The 24,291-nt window shown below is 59.2% G+C and carries 22 protein-coding genes and 1 pseudogene; 11 read left to right on the plus strand and 12 right to left on the minus strand.

Annotation, left to right across the window (positions count from 1 at the left end; genetic code table 11):
* Positions 1 to 7: 7 nt before the first annotated feature.
* The 4 genes from AAE029_RS26200 to AAE029_RS26215 all read right to left on the minus strand — a co-directional run bounded on the left by AAE029_RS26200 (position 8) and on the right by AAE029_RS26215 (position 4,858).
* Positions 8 to 1,204: an L-lactate dehydrogenase gene (locus tag AAE029_RS26200; protein ID WP_371075827.1), complete on the minus strand. Its 1,197-nt coding sequence runs from the start codon at positions 1,202 to 1,204 to the stop codon at positions 8 to 10.
* Positions 1,205 to 1,287: 83 nt separating this feature from the next.
* On the minus strand, positions 1,288 to 2,595 hold the full coding sequence (guaD, locus tag AAE029_RS26205) for a guanine deaminase (RefSeq protein ID WP_371075828.1): 1,308 nt from the start codon (positions 2,593 to 2,595) through the stop codon (positions 1,288 to 1,290).
* Complete coding sequence (locus AAE029_RS26210; protein WP_371075829.1) at positions 2,592 to 3,845, minus strand: urate hydroxylase PuuD; 1,254 nt, start codon at positions 3,843 to 3,845, stop codon at positions 2,592 to 2,594. The genes guaD and AAE029_RS26210 overlap by 4 nt, the downstream gene beginning before the upstream one ends.
* 116 nt (positions 3,846 to 3,961) lie before the next feature.
* Complete coding sequence (locus AAE029_RS26215) at positions 3,962 to 4,858, minus strand: LysR substrate-binding domain-containing protein (RefSeq protein WP_371075830.1); 897 nt, start codon at positions 4,856 to 4,858, stop codon at positions 3,962 to 3,964.
* 101 nt (positions 4,859 to 4,959) lie between these two features.
* Here AAE029_RS26215 and AAE029_RS26220 point away from each other — a divergent pair, with 101 nt between their 5' ends.
* Entirely contained in the window at positions 4,960 to 5,163 is a 204-nt protein-coding gene (locus tag AAE029_RS26220) for a hypothetical protein (RefSeq protein WP_371075831.1), read from the plus strand.
* On the opposite strand, the gene xdhC is transcribed toward AAE029_RS26220, so the two are convergent.
* From xdhC to AAE029_RS26245, 5 genes are all read right to left on the minus strand, one after another.
* On the minus strand, positions 5,139 to 5,951 hold the full coding sequence (gene xdhC / locus AAE029_RS26225; protein ID WP_371075832.1) for a xanthine dehydrogenase accessory protein XdhC: 813 nt from the start codon (positions 5,949 to 5,951) through the stop codon (positions 5,139 to 5,141). The genes AAE029_RS26220 and xdhC overlap by 25 nt on opposite strands.
* Positions 5,952 to 6,162: 211 nt before the next feature.
* Positions 6,163 to 6,591 carry an endonuclease domain-containing protein gene (locus AAE029_RS26230; protein WP_371075833.1) on the minus strand — a complete coding sequence of 143 codons (429 nt, stop codon included), beginning with the start codon at positions 6,589 to 6,591 and terminating at the stop codon, positions 6,163 to 6,165.
* Positions 6,588 to 8,927, minus strand: coding sequence for a xanthine dehydrogenase molybdopterin binding subunit (gene xdhB, locus AAE029_RS26235; RefSeq protein ID WP_371075834.1), 2,340 nt, complete (start codon positions 8,925 to 8,927; stop codon positions 6,588 to 6,590). The genes AAE029_RS26230 and xdhB overlap by 4 nt, the downstream gene beginning before the upstream one ends.
* A gap of 223 nt (positions 8,928 to 9,150) precedes the next feature.
* Positions 9,151 to 10,617 carry a xanthine dehydrogenase small subunit gene (xdhA, locus tag AAE029_RS26240; RefSeq protein ID WP_371075835.1) on the minus strand — a complete coding sequence of 489 codons (1,467 nt, stop codon included), beginning with the start codon at positions 10,615 to 10,617 and terminating at the stop codon, positions 9,151 to 9,153.
* Between the two features lie 260 nt (positions 10,618 to 10,877).
* Positions 10,878 to 11,654 carry a 3-hydroxybutyrate dehydrogenase gene (locus AAE029_RS26245; protein WP_371075836.1) on the minus strand — a complete coding sequence of 259 codons (777 nt, stop codon included), beginning with the start codon at positions 11,652 to 11,654 and terminating at the stop codon, positions 10,878 to 10,880.
* A 302-nt stretch (positions 11,655 to 11,956) separates the two neighbouring features.
* On the opposite strand from AAE029_RS26245, the gene glpK reads away from it, so the two are divergent.
* Positions 11,957 to 13,450 (plus strand): glycerol kinase GlpK, encoded by a 1,494-nt coding sequence (gene glpK, locus AAE029_RS26250; RefSeq protein ID WP_371075837.1) that lies wholly within the window; start codon positions 11,957 to 11,959, stop codon positions 13,448 to 13,450.
* Positions 13,451 to 13,544: 94 nt separating this feature from the next.
* On the plus strand, positions 13,545 to 13,889 hold the full coding sequence (locus AAE029_RS26255) for a hypothetical protein (protein WP_371075838.1): 345 nt from the start codon (positions 13,545 to 13,547) through the stop codon (positions 13,887 to 13,889).
* Positions 13,890 to 14,087: 198 nt separating this feature from the next.
* Here AAE029_RS26255 and AAE029_RS26260 read toward each other — a convergent pair whose 3' ends face one another.
* Positions 14,088 to 15,050, minus strand: a complete 963-nt coding sequence (locus AAE029_RS26260; RefSeq protein WP_371075839.1) for a hypothetical protein — start codon at positions 15,048 to 15,050, stop codon at positions 14,088 to 14,090.
* A gap of 227 nt (positions 15,051 to 15,277) precedes the next feature.
* On the opposite strand from AAE029_RS26260, the gene AAE029_RS26265 reads away from it, so the two are divergent.
* From AAE029_RS26265 to map, 6 genes are all read left to right on the plus strand, one after another.
* Complete coding sequence (locus AAE029_RS26265; RefSeq protein WP_371075840.1) at positions 15,278 to 15,652, plus strand: YciI family protein; 375 nt, start codon at positions 15,278 to 15,280, stop codon at positions 15,650 to 15,652.
* A complete protein-coding gene (locus AAE029_RS26270) occupies positions 15,649 to 16,908 on the plus strand; it encodes an RNA polymerase sigma factor (RefSeq protein WP_371075841.1) in 1,260 nt (419 codons plus the stop codon). Before AAE029_RS26265 ends, AAE029_RS26270 begins: the two co-directional genes overlap by 4 nt.
* Positions 16,909 to 17,012: 104 nt before the next feature.
* On the plus strand, positions 17,013 to 17,489 hold the full coding sequence (locus AAE029_RS26275) for an SRPBCC family protein (protein WP_371075842.1): 477 nt from the start codon (positions 17,013 to 17,015) through the stop codon (positions 17,487 to 17,489).
* 30 nt (positions 17,490 to 17,519) lie between these two features.
* The gene (locus AAE029_RS26280; RefSeq protein WP_371075843.1) at positions 17,520 to 17,933 is read left to right on the plus strand and encodes a DoxX family protein; all 414 of its coding nucleotides are present in this window, start codon (positions 17,520 to 17,522) and stop codon (positions 17,931 to 17,933) included.
* Between the two features lie 229 nt (positions 17,934 to 18,162).
* Positions 18,163 to 19,224 (plus strand): LLM class flavin-dependent oxidoreductase, encoded by a 1,062-nt coding sequence (locus AAE029_RS26285; RefSeq protein ID WP_371075844.1) that lies wholly within the window; start codon positions 18,163 to 18,165, stop codon positions 19,222 to 19,224.
* A gap of 137 nt (positions 19,225 to 19,361) precedes the next feature.
* Positions 19,362 to 20,111, plus strand: coding sequence for a type I methionyl aminopeptidase (gene map, locus AAE029_RS26290; protein WP_371075845.1), 750 nt, complete (start codon positions 19,362 to 19,364; stop codon positions 20,109 to 20,111).
* Between the two features lie 235 nt (positions 20,112 to 20,346).
* Here the strand turns inward: map and AAE029_RS26295 are convergent, their stop codons facing one another.
* Positions 20,347 to 20,919, minus strand: a complete 573-nt coding sequence (locus AAE029_RS26295) for a PadR family transcriptional regulator (protein ID WP_371075846.1) — start codon at positions 20,917 to 20,919, stop codon at positions 20,347 to 20,349.
* Between the two features lie 154 nt (positions 20,920 to 21,073).
* On the opposite strand from AAE029_RS26295, the gene AAE029_RS26300 reads away from it, so the two are divergent.
* Together AAE029_RS26300 and sbmA are read left to right on the plus strand one after the other, a co-directional pair.
* Positions 21,074 to 22,258, plus strand: coding sequence for an MFS transporter (locus AAE029_RS26300; protein ID WP_371075847.1), 1,185 nt, complete (start codon positions 21,074 to 21,076; stop codon positions 22,256 to 22,258).
* Between the two features lie 121 nt (positions 22,259 to 22,379).
* On the plus strand, positions 22,380 to 23,648 hold the full coding sequence (gene sbmA / locus AAE029_RS26305) for a peptide antibiotic transporter SbmA (protein ID WP_371075848.1): 1,269 nt from the start codon (positions 22,380 to 22,382) through the stop codon (positions 23,646 to 23,648).
* Between the two features lie 104 nt (positions 23,649 to 23,752).
* Here the strand turns inward: sbmA and AAE029_RS26310 are convergent.
* Positions 23,753 to 24,280: pseudogene (locus AAE029_RS26310) on the minus strand (DUF6886 family protein).
* Between the last annotated feature and the right edge of the window lie 11 nt (positions 24,281 to 24,291).

The following is a 24,291-nucleotide window of genomic DNA, read 5'->3' on the forward strand; positions in this document are numbered from 1 at the left end:
GGCGCGCCTATGCTACTGAATTTAAGTTGGCCCGCCTCTCGACAGGAGGACGATCGGCTTGCTTGCTAGCGTCTAGGATGATTGAGGAATTCACCTCGTTGATGTCCCGTTTGCCGCAAAGAGCCATGGTGATATCCATCTCCTTGCGGATGATGCCGAGCGCCAATGTCACGCCTTCCTTGCCCATGGCGCCGAGGCCGTAGAGGAAAGGACGACCGATATAGGTTCCCTTGGCGCCGAGGGCCACTGCCTTCAGCACGTCCTGGCCGGAGCGGATGCCGCCGTCGACGTGAACTTCGATGCGGTCACCGACGGCGTCGACAATCCTCGGCAGCATGCTGATCGAGGAGGGGGCGCCGTCGAGCTGACGTCCGCCATGGTTCGAGACGACTATCGCATCGGCACCGGTTTCGGCGGCTTCCCGGGCGTCCTCGACGTCGAGAATGCCCTTGATGATCAGCGGTCCGCCCCAACGCTCCTTGATCCAGGCGACGTCTTTCCAGGAAAGCTGCGGGTCGAACTGCTCTGCCGTCCAGGTGGATAGTGAAGAGATGCTGGAGACATTCTTGGCATGGCCGATGATGTTACCAAAGGTGCGGCGCTTCGTCTTCAGCATGTTCATGCACCAGACCGGCCGCGTTGCCATCTGCCAGACATGTTTCGGCGAGAATCGCGGCGGCGCCGACAGGCCGTTGCGCAGGTCCTTATGACGCTGGCCGAGGATTTGCAGGTCGGCCGTCAGTACCAGCGCCGAGCATTTAGCGGCTTTGGCACGGTCGATCAGGTTCATAACAAAGTCCTTGTCCCGCATGACGTAGAGCTGGAACCAGAAGGGCTTCGAGGTCACCGAGGCGACGTCTTCGATCGAGCAGATGCTCATCGTAGACAACGTGAAGGGAATACCGAATTCCTCGGCCGCGCGCGCCGCCAGCATCTCGCCGTCTGCGTGCTGCATGCCGGTCAAACCCGTAGGTGCAAGCGCTACCGGCATCGAGACCTTCTGTCCGATCATCGTCGTTTCCAGCGTGCGGTTGGTCATATCGACCATGACGCGCTGGCGCAGCTTGATTTCGCGAAAGTCCGCCTCATTGGCGTCGTAGGTCGATTCTGTCCAGGCGCCCGAATCCGCATAATCAAAGAACATCTTAGGCACGCGGCGCTGTGCAAGTTTCTTCAGATCGCCGATGGTGAGCGGTGTGGCCATGACGGGAACTTTCAAGTCAGGATGCTGTCATAAGCCTATAACATGAATTCCATGGGCGCGTTACGGGAAATGAGAAGCTGCGTTCAGAGTGCGCACTTCACGGCTTTTCCCGCGACATAGGTTTCCACGACAGCCCGATCGTCCCCCATCGTCTGCAGCAGGAACAGTTCTTCCGGCAGCGTCTTGACGACCTCCATCTTCAGCGCCATGGCGGGTGTTGCCGCCGCGTTGAGCACCACGACGTCGGCGTCCGTGCCGGGCTCCAGCGTCCCGATACGATCGGACAACGAGAGGGATTCCGCATTGCCGAGCGTCATATAGTAGTAGCTTTCCAGCGGATTGAGCCGTTCGCCCAGCAATTGGCTCACCTTGTAGGCCTCGTCCATCGTTCTCAGCATGGAATAGCTCGATCCGCCGCCGATATCGGTCGCCACACCGATCCGCACCGGTTTTTCGCGTCGCGCCAGTGCTTTCAACGGAAACAGCCCTGAGCCGAGGAACAGGTTCGAGGTTGGGCAATGTACGGCGACGGCGCCGGCTTCGCTCATGGCATCCGCTTCACGCTCGGAAAGATGAATGCAATGGCCGAAGAGACTCTTATTTCCGAGCAGCCCGTAGCGCGCATAGATGTCGGTATAGTCGATCGAATCCGGATAGAGCGCGCAGGTATAATCGATCTCGTCGCGATTTTCTGAAAGATGCGTCTGGATGTGCAGGTCCGGAAACTCGCGGGCAAGGGCGGCGGCTGCTTCCATTTGCTTCGGTGTCGACGTGATGGCAAAGCGTGGCGTGATGGCGACATGATTGCGGCCTTTGGCGTGCCAGTCGGAAATTACCTGCCGCGTCTCGTCATAGGCCATCTCCGGTGTGTCGAGCAGGCCTTGCGGCGCATTGCGATCCATCATCACCTTGCCGCCGATCATGCACATGTTGCGTTTCAGCGCTGCTGCGAAATAGGCATCGGCAGATGTCTTGTGGACCGAGCAATAGGCGACCGCCGTCGTGGTACCGTGGCGGATCAGTTCGTCATAGAAATAGGTTGCGATGCGCTCGGCATGGGCGCTTTCGACGAAGCGGCATTCCTCCGGGAAGGTATAGGTGTTCAGCCATTCCAGCAGGTTGGCGGCATAGGAAGCGATCACCTGCATCTGCGGGAAATGCAGATGCGTGTCGATGAAGCCGGGCAGGATCAAATGCGGCCTGTGATCGATCTCGACGACATCGACCGGCGCTGTCGCCTTGATATCGGCATAGGCTCCGCGCGCGGCAATGACGCCATCCTCGATCAGAAGTCCGCCGTCGCTTTCATAGACATAGCTTCTGGAGTCGGTTGCGCTCTGCGGCGCGCGCAGGAAGGAGAGCAGGCGACCGCGCAGGAGTATCTTTGTCATTGGGTTTTGCCTTGAGTCTGGCCTTGCTTGATGGCGCTTTCATACCATGCGACCAGCAGCTTTCTTTCCTCCGGCGTCACGTCGGTGACATTGCCCGGCGGCATGGCATGGCTGCGTCCGGCCTGGATATAGATTTCACGGGCATGCATGGCAATCTCGCCGTCATTTTCCAGCACGACGCCTTGTGGCGGCCGGGCTATGCCCTCGTAGACCGGCTCGGCGGCATGGCACATCGTGCAGCGTGTCGAAATCATCTCTTTTACTGCGGGGAAATGCGCATCGCCAGCGAATTGCTGAAAGGCTGGCGAAACCGCCTGGGCATCCTTCTCACCCGGCAATATCTTCGGCACGGTCGAAAGCCACATGATCAGGATGAAGAGAATGACCGTCACGATCCAGGTCCAGGTCGGCCGTCCCTTTCGAGCATGGGTTGTGTTGAACCAGTGGCGGATCGTGACGCCCATCAGGAAGACGAGCGCCGCAATGATCCAGTTGAAAGCCGTGGCAAAAGCCAGCGGATAGTGGTTCGACAGCATGAAGAAGATGACGGGCAGCGTCAGGTAGTTGTTGTGCAGCGAACGCTGTTTGGCCTGTGCGCCGAGCTTCGGATCGGGCGATCGGCCGGCGATCAAGTCGGCGACGACGATCTTCTGGTTGGGAATGATGATGAAGAAAACATTGGCCGACATGATCGTCGCGGTAAAGGCGCCGAGATGCAGGAAGGCCGCGCGCCCGGTAAAGACCTGGGTATAGCCCCAGCCCATGAAAACCAGAACGACGTAGAGGACCGCCATCAGGCCCCAGGTGTTCTTGCCGAGCGGCGATTTGCACAGGAGGTCGTAGACGAGCCATCCGATGGCGAGCGAGACGAGAGATATTCCGATTGCGACCGGTTTACTGATGTCGAGGACATGCCGATCGATGAGAAAAAGGTCGGCGCCGCCGTAATAGACGATGCAGAGCATCAGGAAGCCGGAGAGCCAGGTGAAGTAGCTCTCATATTTGAACCAGGTTAGGTGCTCCGGCATGGCCTCGGGTGCGACCAGATATTTCTGGATGTGGTAGAAACCACCGCCATGCACCTGCCATTCCTCACCGTGGACGCCCGGCGGAAGATGCGGACGCTTCACCAGCCCGAGATCGAGCGCGATGAAATAAAAGGACGAGCCGATCCAGGCAATGGCTGTGACGACGTGGAACCAGCGGGCGGCAAAGGCCAGCCATTCCCATGCAATGGCATATTCATACATGCGCTTTCCCTGTCTTCCTCCGACTCGTCAGCATGCAAAAACTTCCGCGCGGAGGGAAGGGGATATCGTGCGATGCAGCCGATGCCTTATCGCCATCCGCCCACCAATTTATCAATTCACGATTCAACGATTTTCAATTCATCCAATATCCAGCTCCGGAAGGTGCGGATCTTCGGAACATTGCGCCTGTTTTCAGGGTAGGCGAGCCAATAGTCGGTACCGTCGCTGCAGAGAAGATCGAAGGGCTGATAGAGCCGGCCCGCAGCGAGTTCGTCGACGTAGAATTGCGGCGTCAGGATCGCGACGCCCTGGCCGGCAATGGCCGCGCTCGCCTCGAAGGACTGCGCGCCGAGCCGGGTTCGCGGTCTTCCGGCGAGATCGGGATCTGAAACTCCTGCTCTTTGAAACCAAGCTTCCCACCAGGGATCGCCCGGATCGATAATCCGAAGCTTCAGAAGATCCTCCGGCTTGCGGATGCCACCGATCGACGCAGCGAGCGCCGGGCTTAGCATCGGGGTAAAATTCATCTTCATGAGCATGTGGGTCCGCAGGCCAGGCCATGTTCCCTTGCCGCTGCGGATAGCGATGTCGGCCTGTTCGCGCGAAAAATCGATAACCGCGTCGGAGGTGGCAAGTCTCACGGCGATGTTTGGATGCCGCAACTGGAAGGATCCGAGATGCCGGGCAAGCCAATGGGAAGCGAAGGTTGCCGTCGAGTGGATGATGAGCGTCGCCTCGCCGTCTCCACGCACGGCGGCCATGGCCTCGTTCAGCAGATCAAAGGCTTCGGCAACCTTGGGAGCCAGGCTTTCGCCCGCTTCGGTCAGGCTGATTTGGCGCGGTCGACGCAGGAAGAGCGGCTCGCCGATATTCTCCTCAAGCAATTTGATCTGGTAGCTGACGGCCGTCTGGGTCATGCCGAGTTCGTCGCCCGCCCTTGTGAAGCTGCCAAGCCGGGCGACCGCCTCGAAGACGCGCAACGCATTGAGCCGAAACTGCTTCGACAGCTTCATGAATAAGTTCTCTTTATGCATGCAGATCGTAGTTCGATTGGAATTGCAGCATTTTAAGGCGCATCCTGCAATCACAAAATAAAATACGCATAGGTGCTGTCATGGATTGCTACGCTGTCGAACGCGAAAATTGCGCCGAGCCCAGGCTTATTGCACGTATCATCGCAGGCTTGATTGCCGCCTTTACGCCGACCGCCGAACGTGGCCCGCGGCTCGATCTGGAGATCATGCCGGATCGCATCAAGCGCGATCTCGGCTTTCGTGACGGGCGTGAGCCGCGCTACGAGGAAGATCTGAGGCGATAGACCGACAATGCTGTCAGGATTTCGGCAACGGTCATTGCCGCGATGACTTCCGGGCGTTTGTCGCGGACCGCGGAACCGCCGATTGGAAGGGTCAGCCGGTCCAGCATCGCTCTGTCGCCACCTTCCCGGAAAAGCCAATTCGAGAAGGTGGCGCGCTTCGTCGCCGAGCCGATCATGCCGACATAGGCGAGATCGGCACGGGCAAGCGCCTCGCGAGCGATGAGAAAATCGAGCGCATGGTCATGGGTGAGAATGACGACGGCGCCGCCGGGACGAATTTCCGAAACCAGGGCTTCCGGCATGGCGACATGTCGGGCCTGCGTCGTCGGCGGCAGATTTGACAATTCCGCCTTGCGAGTTTCGACGATTGTCGTGAAAAGGGGAAGTGGCGCGAGAGCCGCGGCAAGGGCGTGACCGACGTGGCCGGCGCCGAAAAGGTAGACTTCAGGACAGCTTTCCGCCTCGATGTTCAACCGCTTGCCGAATTCTTCCATCAGTTGCTGTGTCATGACGCGGAACCGCAGTTGCGTTCGCCCACCGCAACACTGGCCGATTTCCGGACCGAGGGGAATGTCCATACCCTCGCTGCCGCCCGATCCGGCCAAGAGATCGCGGGCGTTGTGAATTGCCATGAACTCGAACTGCCCGCCGCCGATCGTCCCCCAGATCGCATTTTCCGCCACCAGCATGAAGGTGCCGGCTTCACGGGGCGTTGAGCCCTGGGCGTGGGTAATCTCGACAAGGATGATGCGCGGGTGGGCGGAGAGAAAGGTGCGAAAATCGGTCATAGGGAGTATGCCGCGAAGGCCCCCTCATCCGACCCTTCGGGCCACCTTCTCCCCGCTGGGGAGAAGGGGAGACCGGCCAACCCAGGGCTTCCCTTCAAGCCTTTAAACAAGAGGGATTTGATTGGCGTTGAGCGAGCCTCTTGCTCCCTCTTCTCCCCAGCGGGGAGAAGGTGGCCCGAAGGGTCGGATGAGGGGGTGTTATTCGAACGATTCATCTGCCGTGAACCCCTGAAGGATCGATCGCAGGATAGAAGCGCGGTACATCATCCCTCTGAAATATCCGACCTTCAAGGACGGCCACGATGGTTTCGAGAGCCGAACGTCTTTCCCGCGTCACTTCGTAATTCCAGAAGCGGAGAACAGAATATCCTTCGTGATTGAGCCATTGCGTCCGACCCATGTCGGATGGAGCGTCCGCATGCTGAAAGCCGTCGACCTCAATGATCAGCCGCATTTCCCGACACAGGAGATCAACCACATAGGGACCAAGGGGAACCTGACGCGTAAACTTGTGACCGTTCAGCCGACGATTGCGCAGGTCACTCCAAAGCCGATATTCCTCCTCCGTTTCATTTTGGCGCAATCTACGGGCTTGGTCAGTCTTGCCGGGCCGTCTTTTCGTGATGTCGGCGGGTGTCATTCCCTGGTCTTCAGCCTCTCCACCGCCATCAATATCCGCTCGGGCGTTGCGGGCGTGTCCAACCGCGGGCAGACCTTGTAATCCGCCACGCTCGCAACCGCCATCGACAGGGCCTCCACCACAGAGATCGCCAGCATCAGGGGCGGTTCGCCGACGGCCTTGGAGCGGCCGATGGTGGCTGCGGCATTTTCAGACCATTCGGCAAGCTGGACGTTGAAGATTTTCGGCCGGTCGGAGGCGAGCGGGATCTTGTATGTCGAGGGGGCATGGGTGCGCAGCCGGCCCTTGTTGTCCCACCACAGCTCTTCCGTCGTCAACCAGCCCATGCCCTGAATAAACCCGCCTTCGATCTGACCTAGGTCGATCGCCGGGTTCAGCGAGCGGCCGACATCATGGAGAATATCGGTGCGGTCGATCAGATATTCGCCGGTCAGCGTATCGATCGAGACCTCGGTGCAGGCTGCGCCATAGGCGAAATAATAGAAGGGGGTGCCGCGGCCCGCCTTGCGATCCCAATGGATCTTCGGGGTCTTGTAGAAGCCGGCGGCGGAAAGCTGCACGCGGGCGAAATAGGCCTGATTGATGAAGTCGGGGAAGGGGATTTCAGTGTCGCCGACACGCACGCGGTTCGGCAGGAAGACCACTTCGGAAGGTTCCACACCCCATTTCTCGGCGGCGAAGGCCACGAGACGTTCCTTGATCTGGCGGGCGGCATCGAAGGCGGCCATGCCGTTGAGATCGGAGCCGGAAGAGGCGGCAGTGGCCGAGGTGTTCGGCACCTTGCCCGTCGTCGTCGCGGTGATCTTCACCCGCTCGATATCGACCTGGAAGGCATCGGCTAGGACCTGCGCCACCTTGGTATAGAGACCCTGACCCATTTCGGTGCCGCCATGGTTCAGGTGGATGGAGCCGTCGCGATAGACATGGACGAGGGCGCCGGCCTGATTGAAGGCGGTCATGGTGAAGGAGATGCCGAATTTCACCGGCGTCAGCGCAATGCCCCTGCGGATGTAGCGGCTGTCGCGATTGAACGCGATGACGGCGTTGCGCCGCGACTGGTAGTCCGCGCCTTCTTCCAACTCCTCGACCACCCGGGCGATGATGTTGTCCTCGACCTCCTGGTGGTAGGGCGTCAGCGTACGACCGGAGCCCTGCTGACCGTAGAAGTTCAGCTTGCGGACCTCCAGCGGATCCTTGCCGACGGCATAGGCGATCTCTTCGATGACGCGTTCAGCTCCGAGCATGCCCTGGGGGCCGCCGAAGCCGCGAAAGGCGGTATTCGAAACCGTATGCGTCTTCAGCGGCTTGGAGGTCAGGCGCACATGCGGGTAGAAATAGCTCGAATCCGCATGGAAGAGGGCGCGATCGGTGACCGGGCCGGAGAGATCGGCGGAGAAGCCGCAGCGCGCGGCATAGGTGGCATCGAGCGCATGGATGCGACCCTCATCGTCGAAGCCGACCTCGTAATCGAAGAGGAAGTCGTGCCGCTTGCCGGTGGCGACCATATCCTCGTCGCGGTCGGGGCGGAATTTGATCGCGCGGCCGAGCTTCTTTGCGGCGACCGCGGCGAGCGCCGCAAACTGGTTGCCCTGCGTTTCCTTGCCGCCGAAACCGCCACCCATGCGGCGCACGTTGACCGTTACCGCATTGGAGGGAATGTTCAGCACGTGGCCGACAATGTGCTGGATCTCGCTCGGATGCTGCGTCGACGACCAGACGGCGACCTCGTCGTCTTCGCCGGGAATGGCCATGGCGATATGGCCTTCCAGGTAAAAATGCTCCTGGCCGCCGATCCGCATCTGCCCTTTGAGCCGGCGCGGGGCGTTGGCCATTTCCGTTTCAGGATCGCCGCGCTTCAGCGTCATGGGCTCGACGACCAATGGGCCGCCGTTCTCCAGTGCGCCATCGATGTCGCTCCAGTGCGGCAGATCGCGATATTCGAGCTTCGCCAGCCTCGCGGCATGGCGGGCAGCGTCACGTGTCTCGGCAATCACGGCAAAGATCGGCTGACCGTGGAACTCGACCAGGGTTTTGGCCAACAACGGCTCGTCATGCCTGCCGGTGGAGCTGACATCGTTGCTGCCCGGCACATCCTTGCCAGTGAAGACCCAGACGACACCGGGGTAGGCGGCAACCGCGGAAAGATCCATATCGACGATCTCCGCATGGGCGCGATCCGAAAGCCCGAGGGCCCCGTGGAGCAGGCCGGCCGGTTCCGGAATATCGTCGATATAATCGGCAGTTCCGGTCACATGCTTATGTGCGGAATCATGACGTAGCGACCCGTGCATGGAACCGATGATAAGCTTGCGGTCTTCGAAGGTGGATTTGTCCATTATCAGGCCTCCGCTTTCTGCCTTCTCCCCAGCGGGGAGAAGGTGGCCCGAAGGGTCGGATGAGGGGGACTCTCCTTGCGGCGAGTGCTGCCCGCAGCTTGCGCTACGGGCGTTCGCGGCCGCGGCCGCTCACACCCCTCATCGCCTCGCTTTGCTCGGCACTTCTCCCCGCTGGGGAGAAGAAGGGATACGCCGCGCCTAATCGTCAAACTCTCCGCCGCCATCACGCCACTCCCTCGAAACGCTTCAGTTCCTGCGGCGCACCGACGGTCTCCAGGTAGAAGCGCGTGAGCAGATTCTTGGCGGTCAGCTGCCGATACTCGGCTGTCGCGCGCCAATCTGTCAGCGGCGTGAAATCCGCATCGAAGGCGTCGCGGGCGTCCCGGACTGCTGTCTCCGTCCAGCGCTTGCCGATCAGTTCGGCCTCGACTGTCCGGGCACGTTTTGGCGTTCCGGCCATGCCGCCGAACGCAATGCGGATGTCGGTGACGTTCTCTTCCTGGTCCAAGGTCAGATAGAAGGCTCCAAGCAGGGCGGAGATATCCTCGTCGCGGCGCTTGGAAATTTTGTAGACGGCGAAATGACTGCCTTCGGCGGGGCAGGGTACGAGGACGCTTTCGACGAATTCGCCGGGTCTCCTGTCCTGCCTGCCATAGTCGATAAAGAAGTCTTCCAGCGGCAGGACGCGTGCACCGAAGGCCGAGCGCAGTTTTACCGTCGCGCCGAGGGCGATCAGCGGCGGAGGGGTGTCCCCGATCGGCGACCCGTTGGCGATATTGCCGCCGATGGTGCCCATGTTGCGGACCTGTTCCCCGCCGATGCGATCGATAAGGCGTCCGAGGGGGGGAATTTTTGGCGCGATCGTTGTGAAGGCGCGACTGTAGGTAACTCCAGCTCCGATGATGAAGCCATCGTCGCCTGCGACAATCGATTGTAGTTCGTTCAGATGATTGATGAAGATCACGGGATTCAGTGCCCGCATCTGCTTCGTCACCCAGAGACCGACATCGGTCGCGCCGGCGACAATGGTGGCACCTGGCTCTTCTGTCAGGATGCGGGCCAATGCATCGACCGAACGCGGAACGATCAGGCGACCTTCGTCGCTTGTGATTGTGATCGTGTCTCCAGCCTGCATCGCCCAGAGGCGACCGACAATTTCGGAGCGCGTCCTTTCCAGCGGGTCAAACAGGGCGCTCGGGCGCGTGGCGCTTATCTGCTCGGCGGCCTTGACGATCGGCTCGTAGCCCGTGCAGCGACACAGGTTGCCCTGCAGCGCTTTCTCGATCTCGGGCCGACTCGGCTTTTCGGTCGAAAGCCAGAGGCCGTAGAGCGACATGACGATGCCGGGCGTGCAGAAGCCGCATTGGGAACCATGACAGTCGACCATTGCCTGCTGGACCGGATGGAGCATCCCGTCGCGTGCCGCCAGATGCTCGACAGTGACGACATGGGTGGCGTTGAGAGAGCCGATGAAACGAATGCAGGCATTGACCGACTCATAGAAAAGCTTGCCGTCGATCAGACGCCCGACAAGGACCGTGCAGGCGCCGCAATCGCCTTCCGCACATCCTTCCTTCGTGCCCGTCAGTCGCCTTTTCAGCCGCAGAAAATCGAGAAGTGTTTCTGTCGGCCGGACATCCTTCAGAGCAATGTCCTCGCCATTGAGGATGAAACGGATGCTGTCGTTCATGATGTTCCTGTTTTCATTTTCCGAAATGGTAATGCCGTCGTCCAGTTCTCGTCAATTCGCCGCGCGGGCGGACGTGCATCACCTGCGTGTTCGTCGCCGAATCCGGAGCGCTTGTAGAGCGTTATCGGCACTTCGTTTCCGCGGGATTGCAGGACGGCCAAGCATAATTACAGATGCAAGCGGCCACCCGAGCAAACCACGCGAGGCTCGACGGATCCGTGAGATGGACGATTTACGCTGCCAATTTCGTTCGGAGTTGGCTATTCCGCCGTCCAGCCTCCGTCGATCGAGATGTGCGTACCCGTCACCTGCCTGGCTTCATCGCTGGCGAGATAGAGCGAAAGGGCGCCGATCTCTTCGGCCTTGACGAATTCGTGTGTCGGCTGCGCCTTCAGGATCACCTCGTTCTTTACCTGCTCCTCGGTCATGCCGCGCGCCTTGGCGGTATCGGGTATCTGCTTCTCGACAAGCGGGGTCAGCACATAGCCGGGGCAGATCGCGTTCACCGTCACGCCAAACTCCGCAAGCTCCAGCGCCGCGGTCTTGGTCAGGCCCAATATACCATGCTTTGCGGCGACATAGGCGGATTTGAACGGCGAGGCGACGAGACCGTGCGCCGAGGCAATGTTGATGATGCGGCCATATTTCTTCGCCTTCATCAGCGGGATGGCGGAGCGCATGGTATGGAAGGAACTGGAGAGATTGATGGCGATGATCTGATCCCATTTCTCGATCGGGAAATCCTCGATCTTTTCGACATGCTGAATGCCGGCATTGTTGACGAGGACATCGACCGCGCCGAAGGTCCCGGCCGCCGTTGCGATCAGATCGGCAATCTCGGCGGGCTTGGTCATGTCGGCCGGATGGTGGATGACGCGACCCGCGCCAAGGGCTTCAAGACGCGCAACTATCTCCCTGACCTCCTCCTCTTTCCCGAAGCCATTCAAAACGATGTTCTCGCCCTTGGAGGCGAATGCCGTTGCGATCGCGAGCCCGATGCCGCTGGTGGATCCGGTGACGACGACTGTTCTGGCCATGATGATCTCCTGGGTTCTTGGTTGCGGCGCAATAATGAGGGGAGGTTATGCGCAAATGCGAGGCTCTGGCAATTGCGTAGAAAGGCAAAACTTCCCCCGCAAAGAAACCGTGAACGAAAGCTACATTTGCGTTTTATCTTCTTTTCTCTTTCGTTTGATTGTCATATCGATTTTACTGAAAAGCAGGCATTGAGCGGTTCCGTTTTCTAATGGAGCTCAGACCCGCTCCAATCTTTCGTTTTGCGCAATTCCGAACGGAAAACCGCTTCGCACTTTTCCTGGAATTGCTTTGGGGAGGAAGCATGAACGGATATGTTCTGGCCATCGACCAGGGAACTACATCAACCCGGTCGATCGTTTTCGACGGTGAAATGAAAATCGCCGGCATGGGCCAGAAGGAATTCACCCAGATCTATCCGCGCTCCGGCTGGGTCGAACACGATCCGGAAGATATCTGGGAAACGGTCGTATCGACTATCAAGATCGCGATTACGAAAGCGGGGATCGACGCGACGGAGATTGCAGCGATCGGCATCACCAATCAGCGCGAGACGGTGGTCGTCTGGGAGCGCGAGAGCGGAAAGCCGATCCAGAACGCTATCGTCTGGCAGGATCGGCGCACGGCCAGCTACTGTGACAATCTGAAGAGACAGGATCTCGAGAAGGTCTTCACGAAGAAGACTGGCCTGCTGCTCGATCCCTATTTCTCCGGCACCAAGCTTTCCTGGATGCTGGCAAATGTGAAAGGCGCGCGGGCGAGGGCCGCCAAGGGCGACCTTTGCTTCGGCACGATAGACACGTTCCTGATCTGGCGCCTGACCGGCGGCCGGAGCTTCGTTACGGATGCCACCAACGCTTCGCGCACGCTGATGTACAATATCGGCACCAACGAATGGGACGAGGATCTGCTCGATATCCTGCGTGTTCCTGCAGCGATGCTGCCGGAGGTCAAGGATTGCGCCGATAACTTCGGCGTCACCGATGCGGAAATCTTCGGTGCTGCGATCCCCATCCTCGGGGTCGCCGGTGATCAGCAGGCGGCGACGATAGGCCAGGCCTGCTTCGAGCCGGGCATGCTGAAATCGACCTACGGCACGGGCTGCTTCGCGCTGCTTAATACCGGCGACGACATGGTACGCTCGCGCAACCGCTTGCTCACGACCATCGCCTATCGCCTTGGCGGTCAGACGACCTATGCGCTGGAAGGCTCGATCTTCATTGCGGGAGCGGCTGTGCAATGGCTGCGCGACGGTCTTGGTCTCATCAGCAGGGCCGAGCAGAGCGGCGAATTGGCCGAGAAGGCCGACCCCACGCAGGAGATCTATCTCGTTCCGGCCTTCACCGGTCTCGGCGCGCCGCATTGGGATGCGAAAGCGCGGGGCGCGATCTTCGGTCTCACACGCGCCAGCGGCCCTGCCGAATTCGCGCGTGCTGCGCTTGAAGCCGTCTGCTATCAGACGCGCGATCTGCTGGACGCCATGCACAAGGACTGGAAGAACGACGGCGAGGATACTGTGCTGCGGGTCGACGGCGGCATGGTTGCTTCCAACTGGACGATGCAACGGCTCGCGGATCTGCTAGACGCGCCGGTCGACCGTCCGGCCATCCTCGAGACGACAGCGCTGGGTGCAGCATGGCTCGCAGGTAGCAAGGCCGGTGTGTGGCCGGATCGCGACGGCTTTTCGGCCGCCTGGAGGTGCGAACGGCGCTTCGAGCCTGACATGGACGAGAAGACGCGCGCAGCGAAGTTTAAGGGCTGGCGCAACGCAGTGAAACGTACGCTCACCGAGAGCTAAGGGCCGAGGCCATGGCAGTCGACTAATCGTGTTTATTGTCGAAGTTGCTAAATAATACTCTATAATTTGTTGATTGAATTAGAGGGGGGATGCCATGGGCACCTTGCGCCTCATGCTGACAGCAGCCGCACTCTTTTTCTGCCTCGTTACGACTGGCTCCGAACTTCAGGCGCAGGTGCGCGAACGCATAATATACTTCGCAACCTCGACTCCTACAGGCAAGGCGACGGCACGACCTAATCCGAACTGCAAGCTCGTCGAGATTGGCGGCAGAACCCTATGGGCTTGCCCGACAAGGGCGCCACGCAAAGATACGTTTGCCGGCTCCGATAATAGAAATGGAGGATTTGGCGGACATGGCTCAGGTGGTTCCGGCGGCATGGGTTCGGATGGCGGCCGTGGCATGGGTGGAGCGGATAGCGGCGGCGGGATGAACTGAGAAACGAAGCTTTCTCCTCATCTTTACGAAGCACAATTCTGGCGGCCGCGGAGCGGTCAGGCTTCTCTTCAAGCATGGCGGCAACTCCGTTGCAAAAGTTGCCGCGATCGCCGGCGATGATGGCAAGAGCGCCGCCGAAGCGGCTATCGCCAAGTCGTGAGACTGGGTCTTTGTCGATGCAATTCCGCGTTGGCGCCCTTACTTCTTCAACCATGGAGCCGATTTGCTCCAGAAGATGATGCTTGCCCCAAGATAATCCTCCGCGAAGCCCTGGAACTCCTCCTTCGTAAAGGGTTTCTTGGTCTTGGGATTCTTGTAGGTCAGCGTCGGCTCCTGCACGGCCATGGCGACGAGAGGAAGCTTACCCTTGTATTGATTGAAGAACGGGTAGGAGTTCTTCATCTGCCCTTTGCGATAGGGGACAATGTCCGGCCCACCGAGGCCGACGCCGTTCTTCGCTGCATAATCGAAGAGGCGGCCCATATAGTTGTGGTCGTTTTCCCATTCGCAGGGCCAGAAGTTGACATATTGCACGACGTGCGACTTGGCGAAGGTCTTGCCGGCGAAGGCGAGGTTTTCCATCTCACCTTCAAAATAGGCATCGCAACTGTAGCCTTTCGGCAGACGCTTGGGGTCGAGATCGATTGCGGTTTCCGGCAAGTTGACGCCGAAGACGCGGCCGTCGAATTTTTGCGCCAATGCCTTGAGCAGAGCCTGATAACGTTCGCGCACCGCCGGGTTCCATTGCTGCGCCACCCAACCGGAACCGATCGGCTTGTTTTCCCCGGGATTGTCGAATTGCGGCGTAATGCCGCCGTCATATTCCGGATCGCTCATCAGGTAGTCCGGGACGTTCTTCGCCTTCGGCTGGAAGAAGCGGTCCTGGATCTGGATGAAGAGCTTCTTGTTCAGCGACTGCGTGAATGCCAGATCCTTTTCGATCCGGGAGAAATCATATTTGTCCTTCCCGGGTTCGAGATCCTTCCAATTATAGACGATCTGAACGCCGCCGATGTCAGTCCGGGCGAGCAGCTCCCTGGATGCCGCCAGATCTCCGGAGCCCATGAACAGGAAACTTTCCGGGGCAGGATCCGCCACAGCCGCGGCGTGCAATGACAGGATAATTGCCCCAGCAATCGTGAAGCGTGTAAGGGTTTTCATTATATCGGTTCTCAACAATCACATGATGGTAAAAGTTGTCCAGCTTTTGGACGGTGCGGGGCCAGCCGTCGTCGACGAAATGGGCAACTTCGTGGCGCCGATCCTCCATCGACATGGGATGGTTAATGGCGAGACCTTGCCCATGTATTCAACGATTCCATAATTTTTTGATGCGCCCTGTCGGCTATCACGGTACTTCTTCGTCATTCAGGAAGAGGAGTAACCGAATGCTTTATGCAATCCTTTGCTATGCCGATGAAGACACCGTCTTCTCTTGGTCCAAGGAGGAAGAGGGTGCGGTGATGACGCGGCTTCAGGCGGTGCAGAAGCCTCTTGCCGAAGCCGGCAAGCTTGGCCCGGTCGGAAGGTTGATGCCTACGACGGCGGCAGCCACGTTGCGCAAGGGCAAGAGCGAACCTTTTGTCGTCGACGGGCCCTATGCCGAAACCAAGGAGCAGCTTCTCGGCTTTTATGTCGTCGATTTCAATTCACTCGACGAGGCGGTTTCCTTCTCGAAAGAACTGGCGGCTGCCAATCCCGGAGCCGGCGCCTATGAAATCCGGCCGTTCTACGTATTCCGGCCGGGAGAGAACCCAACATGACAGACATAGCCTGGATCGATGTTACACTCGCCTCGGCCCGGCCGAAGGCCCTTGGCGCACTGCTGCGTTATTTCCGCGATCTCGATATCGCGGAGGAAGCTTTCCAGGAGGCGTGCCTGCGTGCCATACGCACCTGGCCCGACAAGGGACCACCGCGCGATCCGGTCGCCTGGCTGATCTTCGTCGGCCGCAACAGCGGCATCGATGCCGTGCGCAAGCAGGCGAAGACACAGGCCCTGCCGGACGAGGAACTGATCTCCGACAAGGAAGATGCCGAAAGCGATATGGCCGAGCGGCTCGACGGCTCGAACTACCGCGATGATATCCTGCGGCTGTTGTTCATCTGCTGTCATCCGGACCTGCCGGCCACCCAACAGATCGCGCTGGCGCTGCGCATCGTCTCGGGGCTTTCCGTCCAGCAGATCGCCCGCGCCTTTCTGGTCAGCGAAAGCGCCATGGAGCAGCGCATTACCCGCGCCAAGGCCCGCGTCGCCAAGGCGGGCGTTCCCTTCGAGACGCCCGGCGCGGTCGAGCGGACAGAGCGGCTGACCATCGTCAGCGCCATGATCTACCTCGTCTTCAACGAGGGCTATTCCTCGATCGATCCGAAGCGCGAAACCTGCGCCTTCGGGGACGAGGCGATCCGGCTGGCGCGGCTGCTGCTGCGCATCTTTCCCGGCGAGCCGGAGATCATGGGCCTGCTGGCTCTGATGCTTCTGCAGCAGTCGCGCATAGCCGCACGCTTCGACGCGGAAGCCCAGATCGTCCTGCTCGAAGATCAGGATCGGACGCTGTGGAACAGGGGTATGATCGATGAGGCGCTGGCGCTGCTCGACAAGGCAATTCGCCATCGCCAGCCGGGGCCCTATCAGGTGCAGGCGGCGATCGCGGCGCTGCATGCCCGCGCGAAGACGGCGGCGGACACGGACTGGCACGAGATCGAACTGCTTTACCGGATGCTCGAGGGAATACAGCCGTCCCCTGTCGTCACGCTCAATCGCGCCGTCGCCGTCAGCAAGCTCAAGGGTGCCGAAGAGGCGCTGGCGCTTGTGGAATCGCTTGCCGAGCAGCTCAACGGCTATTTCTATTTCCACGGACTGCGTGGCAATCTGCTGATGCAACTTCAACGCTATCCTCAGGCACGCGAAGCTTTCGATTGTGCCATTGCCCTTGCCCATTCTCCGGCCGAGGCTGCGCATATCCGGCTGCAGCTTGATCGGTTGAAAGCGGACGCGTTGGTGCCGACCGCAAAATAAATTGCAATTTTCTCAAGCAATTGTCGGAAGCGTCCGAGGTCACACGTCATTGAGATAGCACGCCGGAGAGGCATGGTTCGGATCATAGAGGAAGGATCAAGGCAATGAATGCAGAGACCCAGAAGGCAGGGCATGAGCTGGTACTAACCCGCGAGATCGACGCGCCGCGCGAGAAGATCTTCAGGGCGTGGACAGATCCGGAGCTGCTGAAGCAGTGGTTCGCGCCGTTGCCCTATACGACGCCTGTCGCCGAACTCGACGTTCGCGTCGGCGGCTCCAACCTGATCGTCATGCGCGGCCCTGATGGTAACGAATTTCCGAACCGCGGTGTCTATCTGGAAATTGTCGAGAACGAGAAGATCGTTGTCACGGATGCCTATACCAGCGCCTGGATTCCTTCTGAAAAGCCGTTCATGACAGCGGTCATTCTCCTCGAAGATATCGGCGGCGGCCGAACGAGATACACGGCAAAGGCGCTGCACTGGACGGCGGAGGACCGTGAAGCGCACGAGAAGATGGGCTTTCACGAAGGCTGGGGCCAGTGCGCCGATCAATTGGCAGCGCTTGTGGCAAAGCTCTGATTTGTCGAGTTAAAACTGGAGGATAGACCTATGTCCTATGCAATCGATTCAACGCCGCTGCCGCGCTGGCAGACCATTACCGGCACGGTCATGAGCGGGCTGATCGTGGTCTTTCTCGCATTCGATGGAGCGATCAAGCTGGTGCCGATCGCTCCCGTCACCGAGACTATGGCGGCGCTTGGCTATTCCGCGGACCCGATGCTTGCCCGCGGACTCGGCATCATCACGCTCGCCTGCGCGCTTCTCTATGCCATTCCGAGGACCTCGGTCCTCGGAGCCATTCTTCTGACCGGCCTGCTCGGCGGGGCAATCGCCACACATCTGCGTGTCGGAAGCCCGATCTTCTCGCACCTGCTCTTCGGCCTCTATCTCGGCTTGATCGCCTGGGGCGGTCTTTATCTTCGCTATGAAGCCGTTCGGAAGATGATTCCGTTCAGGCTTTGAAGTGGTTGATTTCAGATTCGAATTGGCGCTCCTGTGAGTGCGCGGATTTCACGCGACAGGTCAATTCGATCTGAAATCATCCGGCTCTATTGAAATGCCCCGCCATTTTTCTCAGTGACCAGATCAATCAAGTCTTATCAACATTCTCGAAGATCTCGTTCCAGAATTTATATTTGCCATACACACGGAGCATCCTTATCTCCAGCACAAGTTCACAAGGATCCGTGTCATGGAATTGGGCATTTACACATTCGCGGATGTCGATCCGTATCCGGTGGGCGGTAGGGGGCCTGAGGGGGCGCGGCGGCTGAAGAATCTGATGGAGGAAATCGAGCTCGCCGATCAGGTAGGGCTCGATGTCTTCGGGCTCGGCGAACATCACCGTCCGGACTATGCAGCATCCGCGCCAGCGGTCGCGCTTGCGGCGGCGGCGGTCAAAACAAAGAACATCCGGCTGACCAGCGCCGTGACGGTTCTGAGTTCGGATGATCCGGTGCGCGTGTTTCAGCAGTTCGCAACGCTCGATCTCCTGTCCAACGGGCGTGCCGAGATCATGGCAGGGCGAGGTTCCTTCATCGAATCCTTCCCGCTTTTCGGTTACAACCTCGAAGATTATGACCAGCTCTTCGAGGAGAAGCTCGATCTGCTGATGGCGCTCAGGGATAGTGAAATCGTAAACTGGTCGGGCGAATTGCGTGCGCCGATCCACGATCGCGGCGTCTATCCCCGGCCGTTGCAGGATCCGCTGCCTTTATGGGTTGCAGTCGGCGGTACGCCGCAGTCGCTAGCCCGCGCAGGCGCTCTCGGCCTGCCGGTGGCACTTGCCATCATTGGCGGCGAGCCGCGCCGTTTTGCGCCGCTCTTCGATCTCTATCGCGAGGCGGCTCGTCGCGCGGGTCAGGATACGGCAAAGCTCAAGACTAGCATAAACGTCCACGGTTTCATTGCCGACACGACCGATGCTGCGGCCGACCAATTTTACGGTCCCCAGGCGGAGGTGATGAACCGGATTGGCCGCGAGCGCGGCTGGGGACCGACCAGCCGGGAACATTTCGACATGTCGCGCGGACCGAGCGGAGCGCTCTTCGTCGGCGACCCGGAGCTGGTGGCGGAGAAGATCATTGCACATGGCCGCCTTTTCAAGAACGATCGCTTCTTACTGCAGATGGCGATCGGTCTGATGCCGCACGACCAGATCATGCGCGGTATCGAGCTCTATGGTACAAAGGTCGCGCCACTGGTCAGGAGGGCGTTGACTGAAAGCGGGGAAGGGGCGAAAGCCTCCGCCTGATCCCGCAATGTCCTGAAAACCAGAATCGGTTTAGGACAATACCTATATTAAGAATACGGCCGCGTCATTGCGCGCTAAAGCGGCGCCAGCGCGGCCGGGGAGCGGTTTGTGGCCGCACCGAAGAAAGCCGGATACTGATGGTTATTGCAAACGACGATGAACTGGCCAAGCTCAAGGAGATTGGCCGCATATGCGCGAATGCGCTGCACACGATGGCGGATGCGCTCGAGCCGGGTATTACGACGCTCGAGCTGGACAATATCGGCCGCAAGGTGCTGGAGGATGCCGGGGCACGATCGGCGCCGGAATTCTGCTACAAATTTCCTGGCGCGACTTGCATCAGCGTCAACGAAGAGGTCGCACACGGCATTCCCGGCACGCGCGTCATTCAGCCGGGAGATCTCGTCAATCTTGATGTCTCGGCCGAAAAGGACGGTTTCTTTTCCGACACCGGTGCTTCCTTCGCGGTACCGCCTGTCAGGCCGAAGATCGAAAGGCTTTGCCGGGACGGCAAACGCGCACTTTGGGTCGGCCTCAATCAGGTGAAGAGCGGGCAACCTTTGGCGAAGATCGGGCAGGCGGTCGGCGCCTTCGCTGCCAAGAACCGCTATACGCTGGTTGCCAATCTTGCTAGTCACGGCATCGGTCGGTCGCTGCACGAGGAGCCGGCGGAGGTTTCTACCTGGGCCGACCCTTCCGAAAAGCGAATGATGACGGAGGGGCTGGTCTTTACAGTCGAACCGTTCCTGTCCCTCGGGGCCACCTGGGCGGAGGGCGGCGACGATGCGTGGACGCTCTACAGCGATCCAAGGGCGCCGACCGTTCAATATGAACATACGGTCGTCGCCACGCGCAACGGCCCCATCATCCTGACGCTGCCGGACTAGAGCGGGATGCCGAAAAGTGTGAGCGGTTTTCGGCATAAATCCCGCTCTAACTCTTTGATGTAGATCAGGATTCAAATTTCAGGCCGATTCGGCCTGAAATCATCCTGATCTAGTGCGGGATGAGGAAAAGTGTGCGCGGTTTTCCGCGCGCATCCCGCTCTAATTTATGAGAATCCGATCACGATGATTTTGGGTCGATTCGACCCAAAATCATCGTGATCTGGCGCAACTGAATTTATTCGCGCGTGGATCCCGGCTCTTGCAGAATTTCCGCGGCCGCGCGTTCCAGGATCCCGGCAATGCGTGCGGCCTCGCTCTTGGACCAGGGATACCGGAGCCGTAGCGCCGATCTAAGCAGCATGCGGGCGGCATGGACGTTGCCGTTGCCGTGCATGAAGCTGTCATCATCGCTTTCCTCCGCGCCATGGCGGTCGGATTCGAAGACGCGCCTGACATAGGCCATCTTTTCGCCGATGCGTTCCAGCCTGCCGAGCGTCTGCGCGATCATGGCACGATTTTCATCGACCCGTTTTCGACCGCTCTCGGTAATCCGGTAAAGCTTTTTGGCGCCTTCGTTCTCAACTTCGGCAAGGCCGGTTTCTTCGAGATAGGTAAGGGCAGGGTAGATCACGCCCGGGCTCGGCACATAGAAGCCACCGGAACGTTCCTCCAATATCTTGATCAGTTCGTAGCCGTGTCTCGGCTGCTCGGCCAAGAGCGCCAGTATGACGAGCTGTAGGTCTTCGGCGGCGAATTTTCGCCCCATGCGAAACCCACCCCCGAACATGCCACCTTTGAAACCACGCATAATATCACCTCTTTAGATGTATCGTTGACTATATCGTAAAATATATATCGTAAGATAGTTTTTCAAGGGCGCGGAGGCGGTGGTTTTGCAAGATTGATCGAACGATCAGAAATAGTTGATTGTGCGCGTCGTTGTGCACTGCGATAAGCGATGCATGTCCGCGCTTGTCGAACGATCCGAGGTCAGCCTTTTCAACACCGGTCTCGCCGGAGCGATCGCCATGGCGGCCGCGATGGGATTCGGCCGGTTTTCGTTCACGCCTATCCTTCCAGGCATGATGACTGGAGTACCGCTATCGGCTGCCGATGCGGGCTTCATAGCATCGGCGAACTTCGTCGGTTATCTCGTCGGCGCGGTACTTTCGGCCTATGGCTGGGCGGCGGGCCGCGAGCGACTCGTTGCTCTTCTTTCACTGCTAGCGACCGCACTGCTCCTGGCGGCGATGGCGATGACGGAGTCGGTTGCCGTCTTCTCGGTGATCCGCTTCCTGGCAGGCATGGCAAGCGCGTTTGCCATGATTTTTACATCGTCGATCGTGCTCAGCCATGGTGCGGAGGCCGGAAACGACCATGTGCAGGCGGCGCATTTTGGCGGGCCAGGGGCGGGCATTGCACTCTCTTCCGTCATGGTAATGCTGATCGGCATTGCCTTTCACGACGGGCCGCATGGATGGCGAGCGGACTGGATCGGTGGCGCAATCTTTTCCGGCTTCAGCTTTTTCGCTGTCTGGGGGCTTCTGCCTCGGGGGCCGGCACGGTCGGCGCCGACGGGCAAGGAGCCGCCGCTCGTCTGGGATCGGCCGATGGTGCTGCTCACGCTCTCCTATGGCCTTTTCGGCTTCGGTTATGTGATAACCGCGACCTTTCTGGTGGCGATTGCCCGCATGAGTGCAGCGGGACAGACGGTGGAATTTCTCTCCTGGTTCATAGCGGGGCTTGCAGCGACAGTTTCGCTCTTTGCCTGGAAGCCGCTTGTGCGTTCGTTCGGCATCGGAGGTATCTATCTCGCTGCGCTCTTCATCGAGGCGGTCGGGGTTCTTGCGACGGTCGTGTTGCCGCATTCGATCGCGCCGCTGGTCGGCGGTGCACTTCTCGGAATAACCTTCCTGGCGATCACCGCTTATGGCTTGCAGATCGGCCGGAAGCTTTCCCCGGCAAGTCCGCGCCGGGCCATGGCTCTGATGACCGCATCTTTCGGCATCGGGCAGATCGTCGGGCCGATCGTGGCGGGCTGGACTGCCGAGAGCACGGGTAGTTTCACGGTGCCGTCCATCATTGCGGCGGTTGTCCTTATTCTCTGCGCGGCTCTTGTTATTCCGGTGATGAACAAAATCCGCTGAGTCGTTACAAATGCGTAACAATGGGGCGAACCCATTGCCGCCTTCTTGGAACTGCCTTAGTTTCCGGCAAAATCAGTGTATCCGACACTCCGAAACTCCAGTTCAGGAAAGCAACCTCTCCGTGTTCCATTCCTTCTTCCCCCAGCCGAAACTCTTTTTCACGTCTTCTGTCCTCTGGATGATGGCATGTATCGCGATCTGGTATACGGTCGGCGAATCGGCCGGGGTCGCGCTTGGCTATGGCCCGTTGGCGGAAGGGGCTGAACCCCCGATCGGTCTGGATTTCTTTGTCCTGCCGGATAACCTGTTCTTCTACGCTTATTTTCTGCTCTGCATCCTTCTCTTTTGTGGTTTCTGGCACATTAAGGCAGGCGATCATCCTTGGAAGATATGGTCGGTCTGGGGGTCGGCCGTCATCATCCTGTCGACCTATTTCGGCGTGCAGATTTCTGTCGCGATCAACAACTGGCGCCGTCCGTTCGGGGACACGCTGCAGAATGCCCTGGCGAAGCAGGCGGAAGTGACGGTCTGGAATTTCTACGATCTCATGCTGATCTTTGCCCAGATCGCATTTCTCAGCATGTTCGTTTCGATTCTGACGGATTTCTTCACGAGCCACTATGTCTTCCGCTGGCGCATGGCGATGAACAATTTCTACATGTCGAAGTGGACAAAGCTTCGCCACATCGAAGGTGCCGCTCAGCGCGTCCAGGAAGATACGATGCGCTTCTCGTCGATCCTCGAAGGACTGGGCGTCAACCTGATAAATTCGGTCATGACGCTGATCGTCTTCCTTCCGATCCTGTTCGCCCTGTCGAGCTACGTCACCCAGCTTCCACTCGTCGGAGAGATTCCCCATACGCTTTTCTGGCTGGCGCTGTTCTGGTCAATCTTCGGTACCGTGCTGCTTGCCGTCGCGGGCATCAAGCTGCCGGGTCTTAACTTCCGCAATCAGCGTGTTGAGGCAGCCTATCGCAAGGAACTCGTCTACGGGGAGGACCACGAGGATCGGGCGCAGCCTATAACGGTGGCCGAGCTCTTCTCGAATGTTCGCCGCAACTATTTCCGCATGTATTTCCATTATCTCTATTTCAACGTCGCCCGCTATTTCTACATTCAGGCCGACGCCCTTTTCGTTACCTTCATGCTCGTTCCGACTATTGTCGCAGGCACGATCACATACGGTATTTTCCAGCAGATCCTGACGGCCTTCGGCCAGGTCAGCAATTCGTTTCAATATCTCGTCAATTCCTGGACGACGATCATCGAGCTGCTTTCGATTCACAAGCGCCTCAAGGCTTTCGAAGCGGCGATCGATGATGAGCCGTTGCCTGGCATCGATCAGCGTTATCTCGAGCGAGAGGCAGGGATCGTTCACGTTGACGGCTGAATTGGGCGCAATGGAAGCCTGATATCGCGCGGAGAGGGTTTCGCGCGATTTTCCGGGTTGAATTCGACGTGGGAAGCGGTCGTCGCCCTCGATCACCGAAGATCTCAAATCCAGTCCTGGGCGTTGCGTAGCCTGATGCCGCTCGCGTGCAGGCTGGTGTTCCACAGATCCTTGAGAGGCCGCAGCGTGTCGATCATCCGCAGATCGATGTTTCTCGGCCCGAATTCCTCATGCAGTTGTGACATCGCCGTGCAGCCGATGGGAACGATCGTCTGGCTGGCGACCCACATGCCCGCATCATGTAGGTTCTCGAATACATCAGGAGGCATCTCGTAGCGATAGATCATCGTTGATCTGAGGGCTTCCATCCAGCGCCGCTCGATAAAGGCGGCCGCGCGCCAACCTCCCAGCCAATGTTGTCGGTCGGCCTGCGAGGTAGCGGCTGTGGCCCAGATCAGGATGCGCGGACAATCCCGGGGAAACAGATACAGAAAATCATGCTCTTCATCGATTGCCCAGACCAGGGGTCCGTTCAGCTATTCCTGCCCGAGCCAACGCCTGGACCGGATGTGAACCGGCCGCGGTTCAAATGACGCGATATTGGGATCGTCGCTGAAATGGAAGAGCCTCATGCTGCGTCATA

Origin of the sequence: Sinorhizobium sp. CB7 (assembly GCF_041357635.1) — a bacterium.
Classification (GTDB): Bacteria; Pseudomonadota; Alphaproteobacteria; order Rhizobiales; family Rhizobiaceae; genus Rhizobium.

What these genes read in the sequence shown, in the direction of transcription:
- AAE029_RS26260 (WP_371075839.1), bottom strand. Translation starts at nt 15,050, where the DNA reads ATGAAAACCCTTACACGCTTCACGATTGCTGGGGCAATTATCCTGTCA.
- AAE029_RS26280 (WP_371075843.1), top strand. Translation starts at nt 17,520, where the DNA reads ATGTCCTATGCAATCGATTCAACGCCGCTGCCGCGCTGGCAGACCATT.
- AAE029_RS26275 (WP_371075842.1), top strand. Translation starts at nt 17,013, where the DNA reads ATGAATGCAGAGACCCAGAAGGCAGGGCATGAGCTGGTACTAACCCGC.
- AAE029_RS26215 (WP_371075830.1), bottom strand. Translation starts at nt 4,858, where the DNA reads ATGAAGCTGTCGAAGCAGTTTCGGCTCAATGCGTTGCGCGTCTTCGAG.
- map (WP_371075845.1), top strand. Translation starts at nt 19,362, where the DNA reads ATGGTTATTGCAAACGACGATGAACTGGCCAAGCTCAAGGAGATTGGC.
- AAE029_RS26200 (WP_371075827.1), bottom strand. Translation starts at nt 1,204, where the DNA reads ATGGCCACACCGCTCACCATCGGCGATCTGAAGAAACTTGCACAGCGC.
- AAE029_RS26230 (WP_371075833.1), bottom strand. Translation starts at nt 6,591, where the DNA reads ATGACACCCGCCGACATCACGAAAAGACGGCCCGGCAAGACTGACCAA.
- AAE029_RS26210 (WP_371075829.1), bottom strand. Translation starts at nt 3,845, where the DNA reads ATGTATGAATATGCCATTGCATGGGAATGGCTGGCCTTTGCCGCCCGC.
- xdhC (WP_371075832.1), bottom strand. Translation starts at nt 5,951, where the DNA reads ATGACCGATTTTCGCACCTTTCTCTCCGCCCACCCGCGCATCATCCTT.
- AAE029_RS26220 (WP_371075831.1), top strand. Translation starts at nt 4,960, where the DNA reads ATGGATTGCTACGCTGTCGAACGCGAAAATTGCGCCGAGCCCAGGCTT.
- AAE029_RS26285 (WP_371075844.1), top strand. Translation starts at nt 18,163, where the DNA reads ATGGAATTGGGCATTTACACATTCGCGGATGTCGATCCGTATCCGGTG.
- AAE029_RS26295 (WP_371075846.1), bottom strand. Translation starts at nt 20,919, where the DNA reads ATGCGTGGTTTCAAAGGTGGCATGTTCGGGGGTGGGTTTCGCATGGGG.
- guaD (WP_371075828.1), bottom strand. Translation starts at nt 2,595, where the DNA reads ATGACAAAGATACTCCTGCGCGGTCGCCTGCTCTCCTTCCTGCGCGCG.
- AAE029_RS26255 (WP_371075838.1), top strand. Translation starts at nt 13,545, where the DNA reads ATGGGCACCTTGCGCCTCATGCTGACAGCAGCCGCACTCTTTTTCTGC.
- AAE029_RS26300 (WP_371075847.1), top strand. Translation starts at nt 21,074, where the DNA reads ATGTCCGCGCTTGTCGAACGATCCGAGGTCAGCCTTTTCAACACCGGT.
- glpK (WP_371075837.1), top strand. Translation starts at nt 11,957, where the DNA reads ATGAACGGATATGTTCTGGCCATCGACCAGGGAACTACATCAACCCGG.
- AAE029_RS26245 (WP_371075836.1), bottom strand. Translation starts at nt 11,654, where the DNA reads ATGGCCAGAACAGTCGTCGTCACCGGATCCACCAGCGGCATCGGGCTC.
- xdhA (WP_371075835.1), bottom strand. Translation starts at nt 10,617, where the DNA reads ATGAACGACAGCATCCGTTTCATCCTCAATGGCGAGGACATTGCTCTG.
- AAE029_RS26270 (WP_371075841.1), top strand. Translation starts at nt 15,649, where the DNA reads ATGACAGACATAGCCTGGATCGATGTTACACTCGCCTCGGCCCGGCCG.
- AAE029_RS26265 (WP_371075840.1), top strand. Translation starts at nt 15,278, where the DNA reads ATGCTTTATGCAATCCTTTGCTATGCCGATGAAGACACCGTCTTCTCT.
- xdhB (WP_371075834.1), bottom strand. Translation starts at nt 8,927, where the DNA reads ATGGACAAATCCACCTTCGAAGACCGCAAGCTTATCATCGGTTCCATG.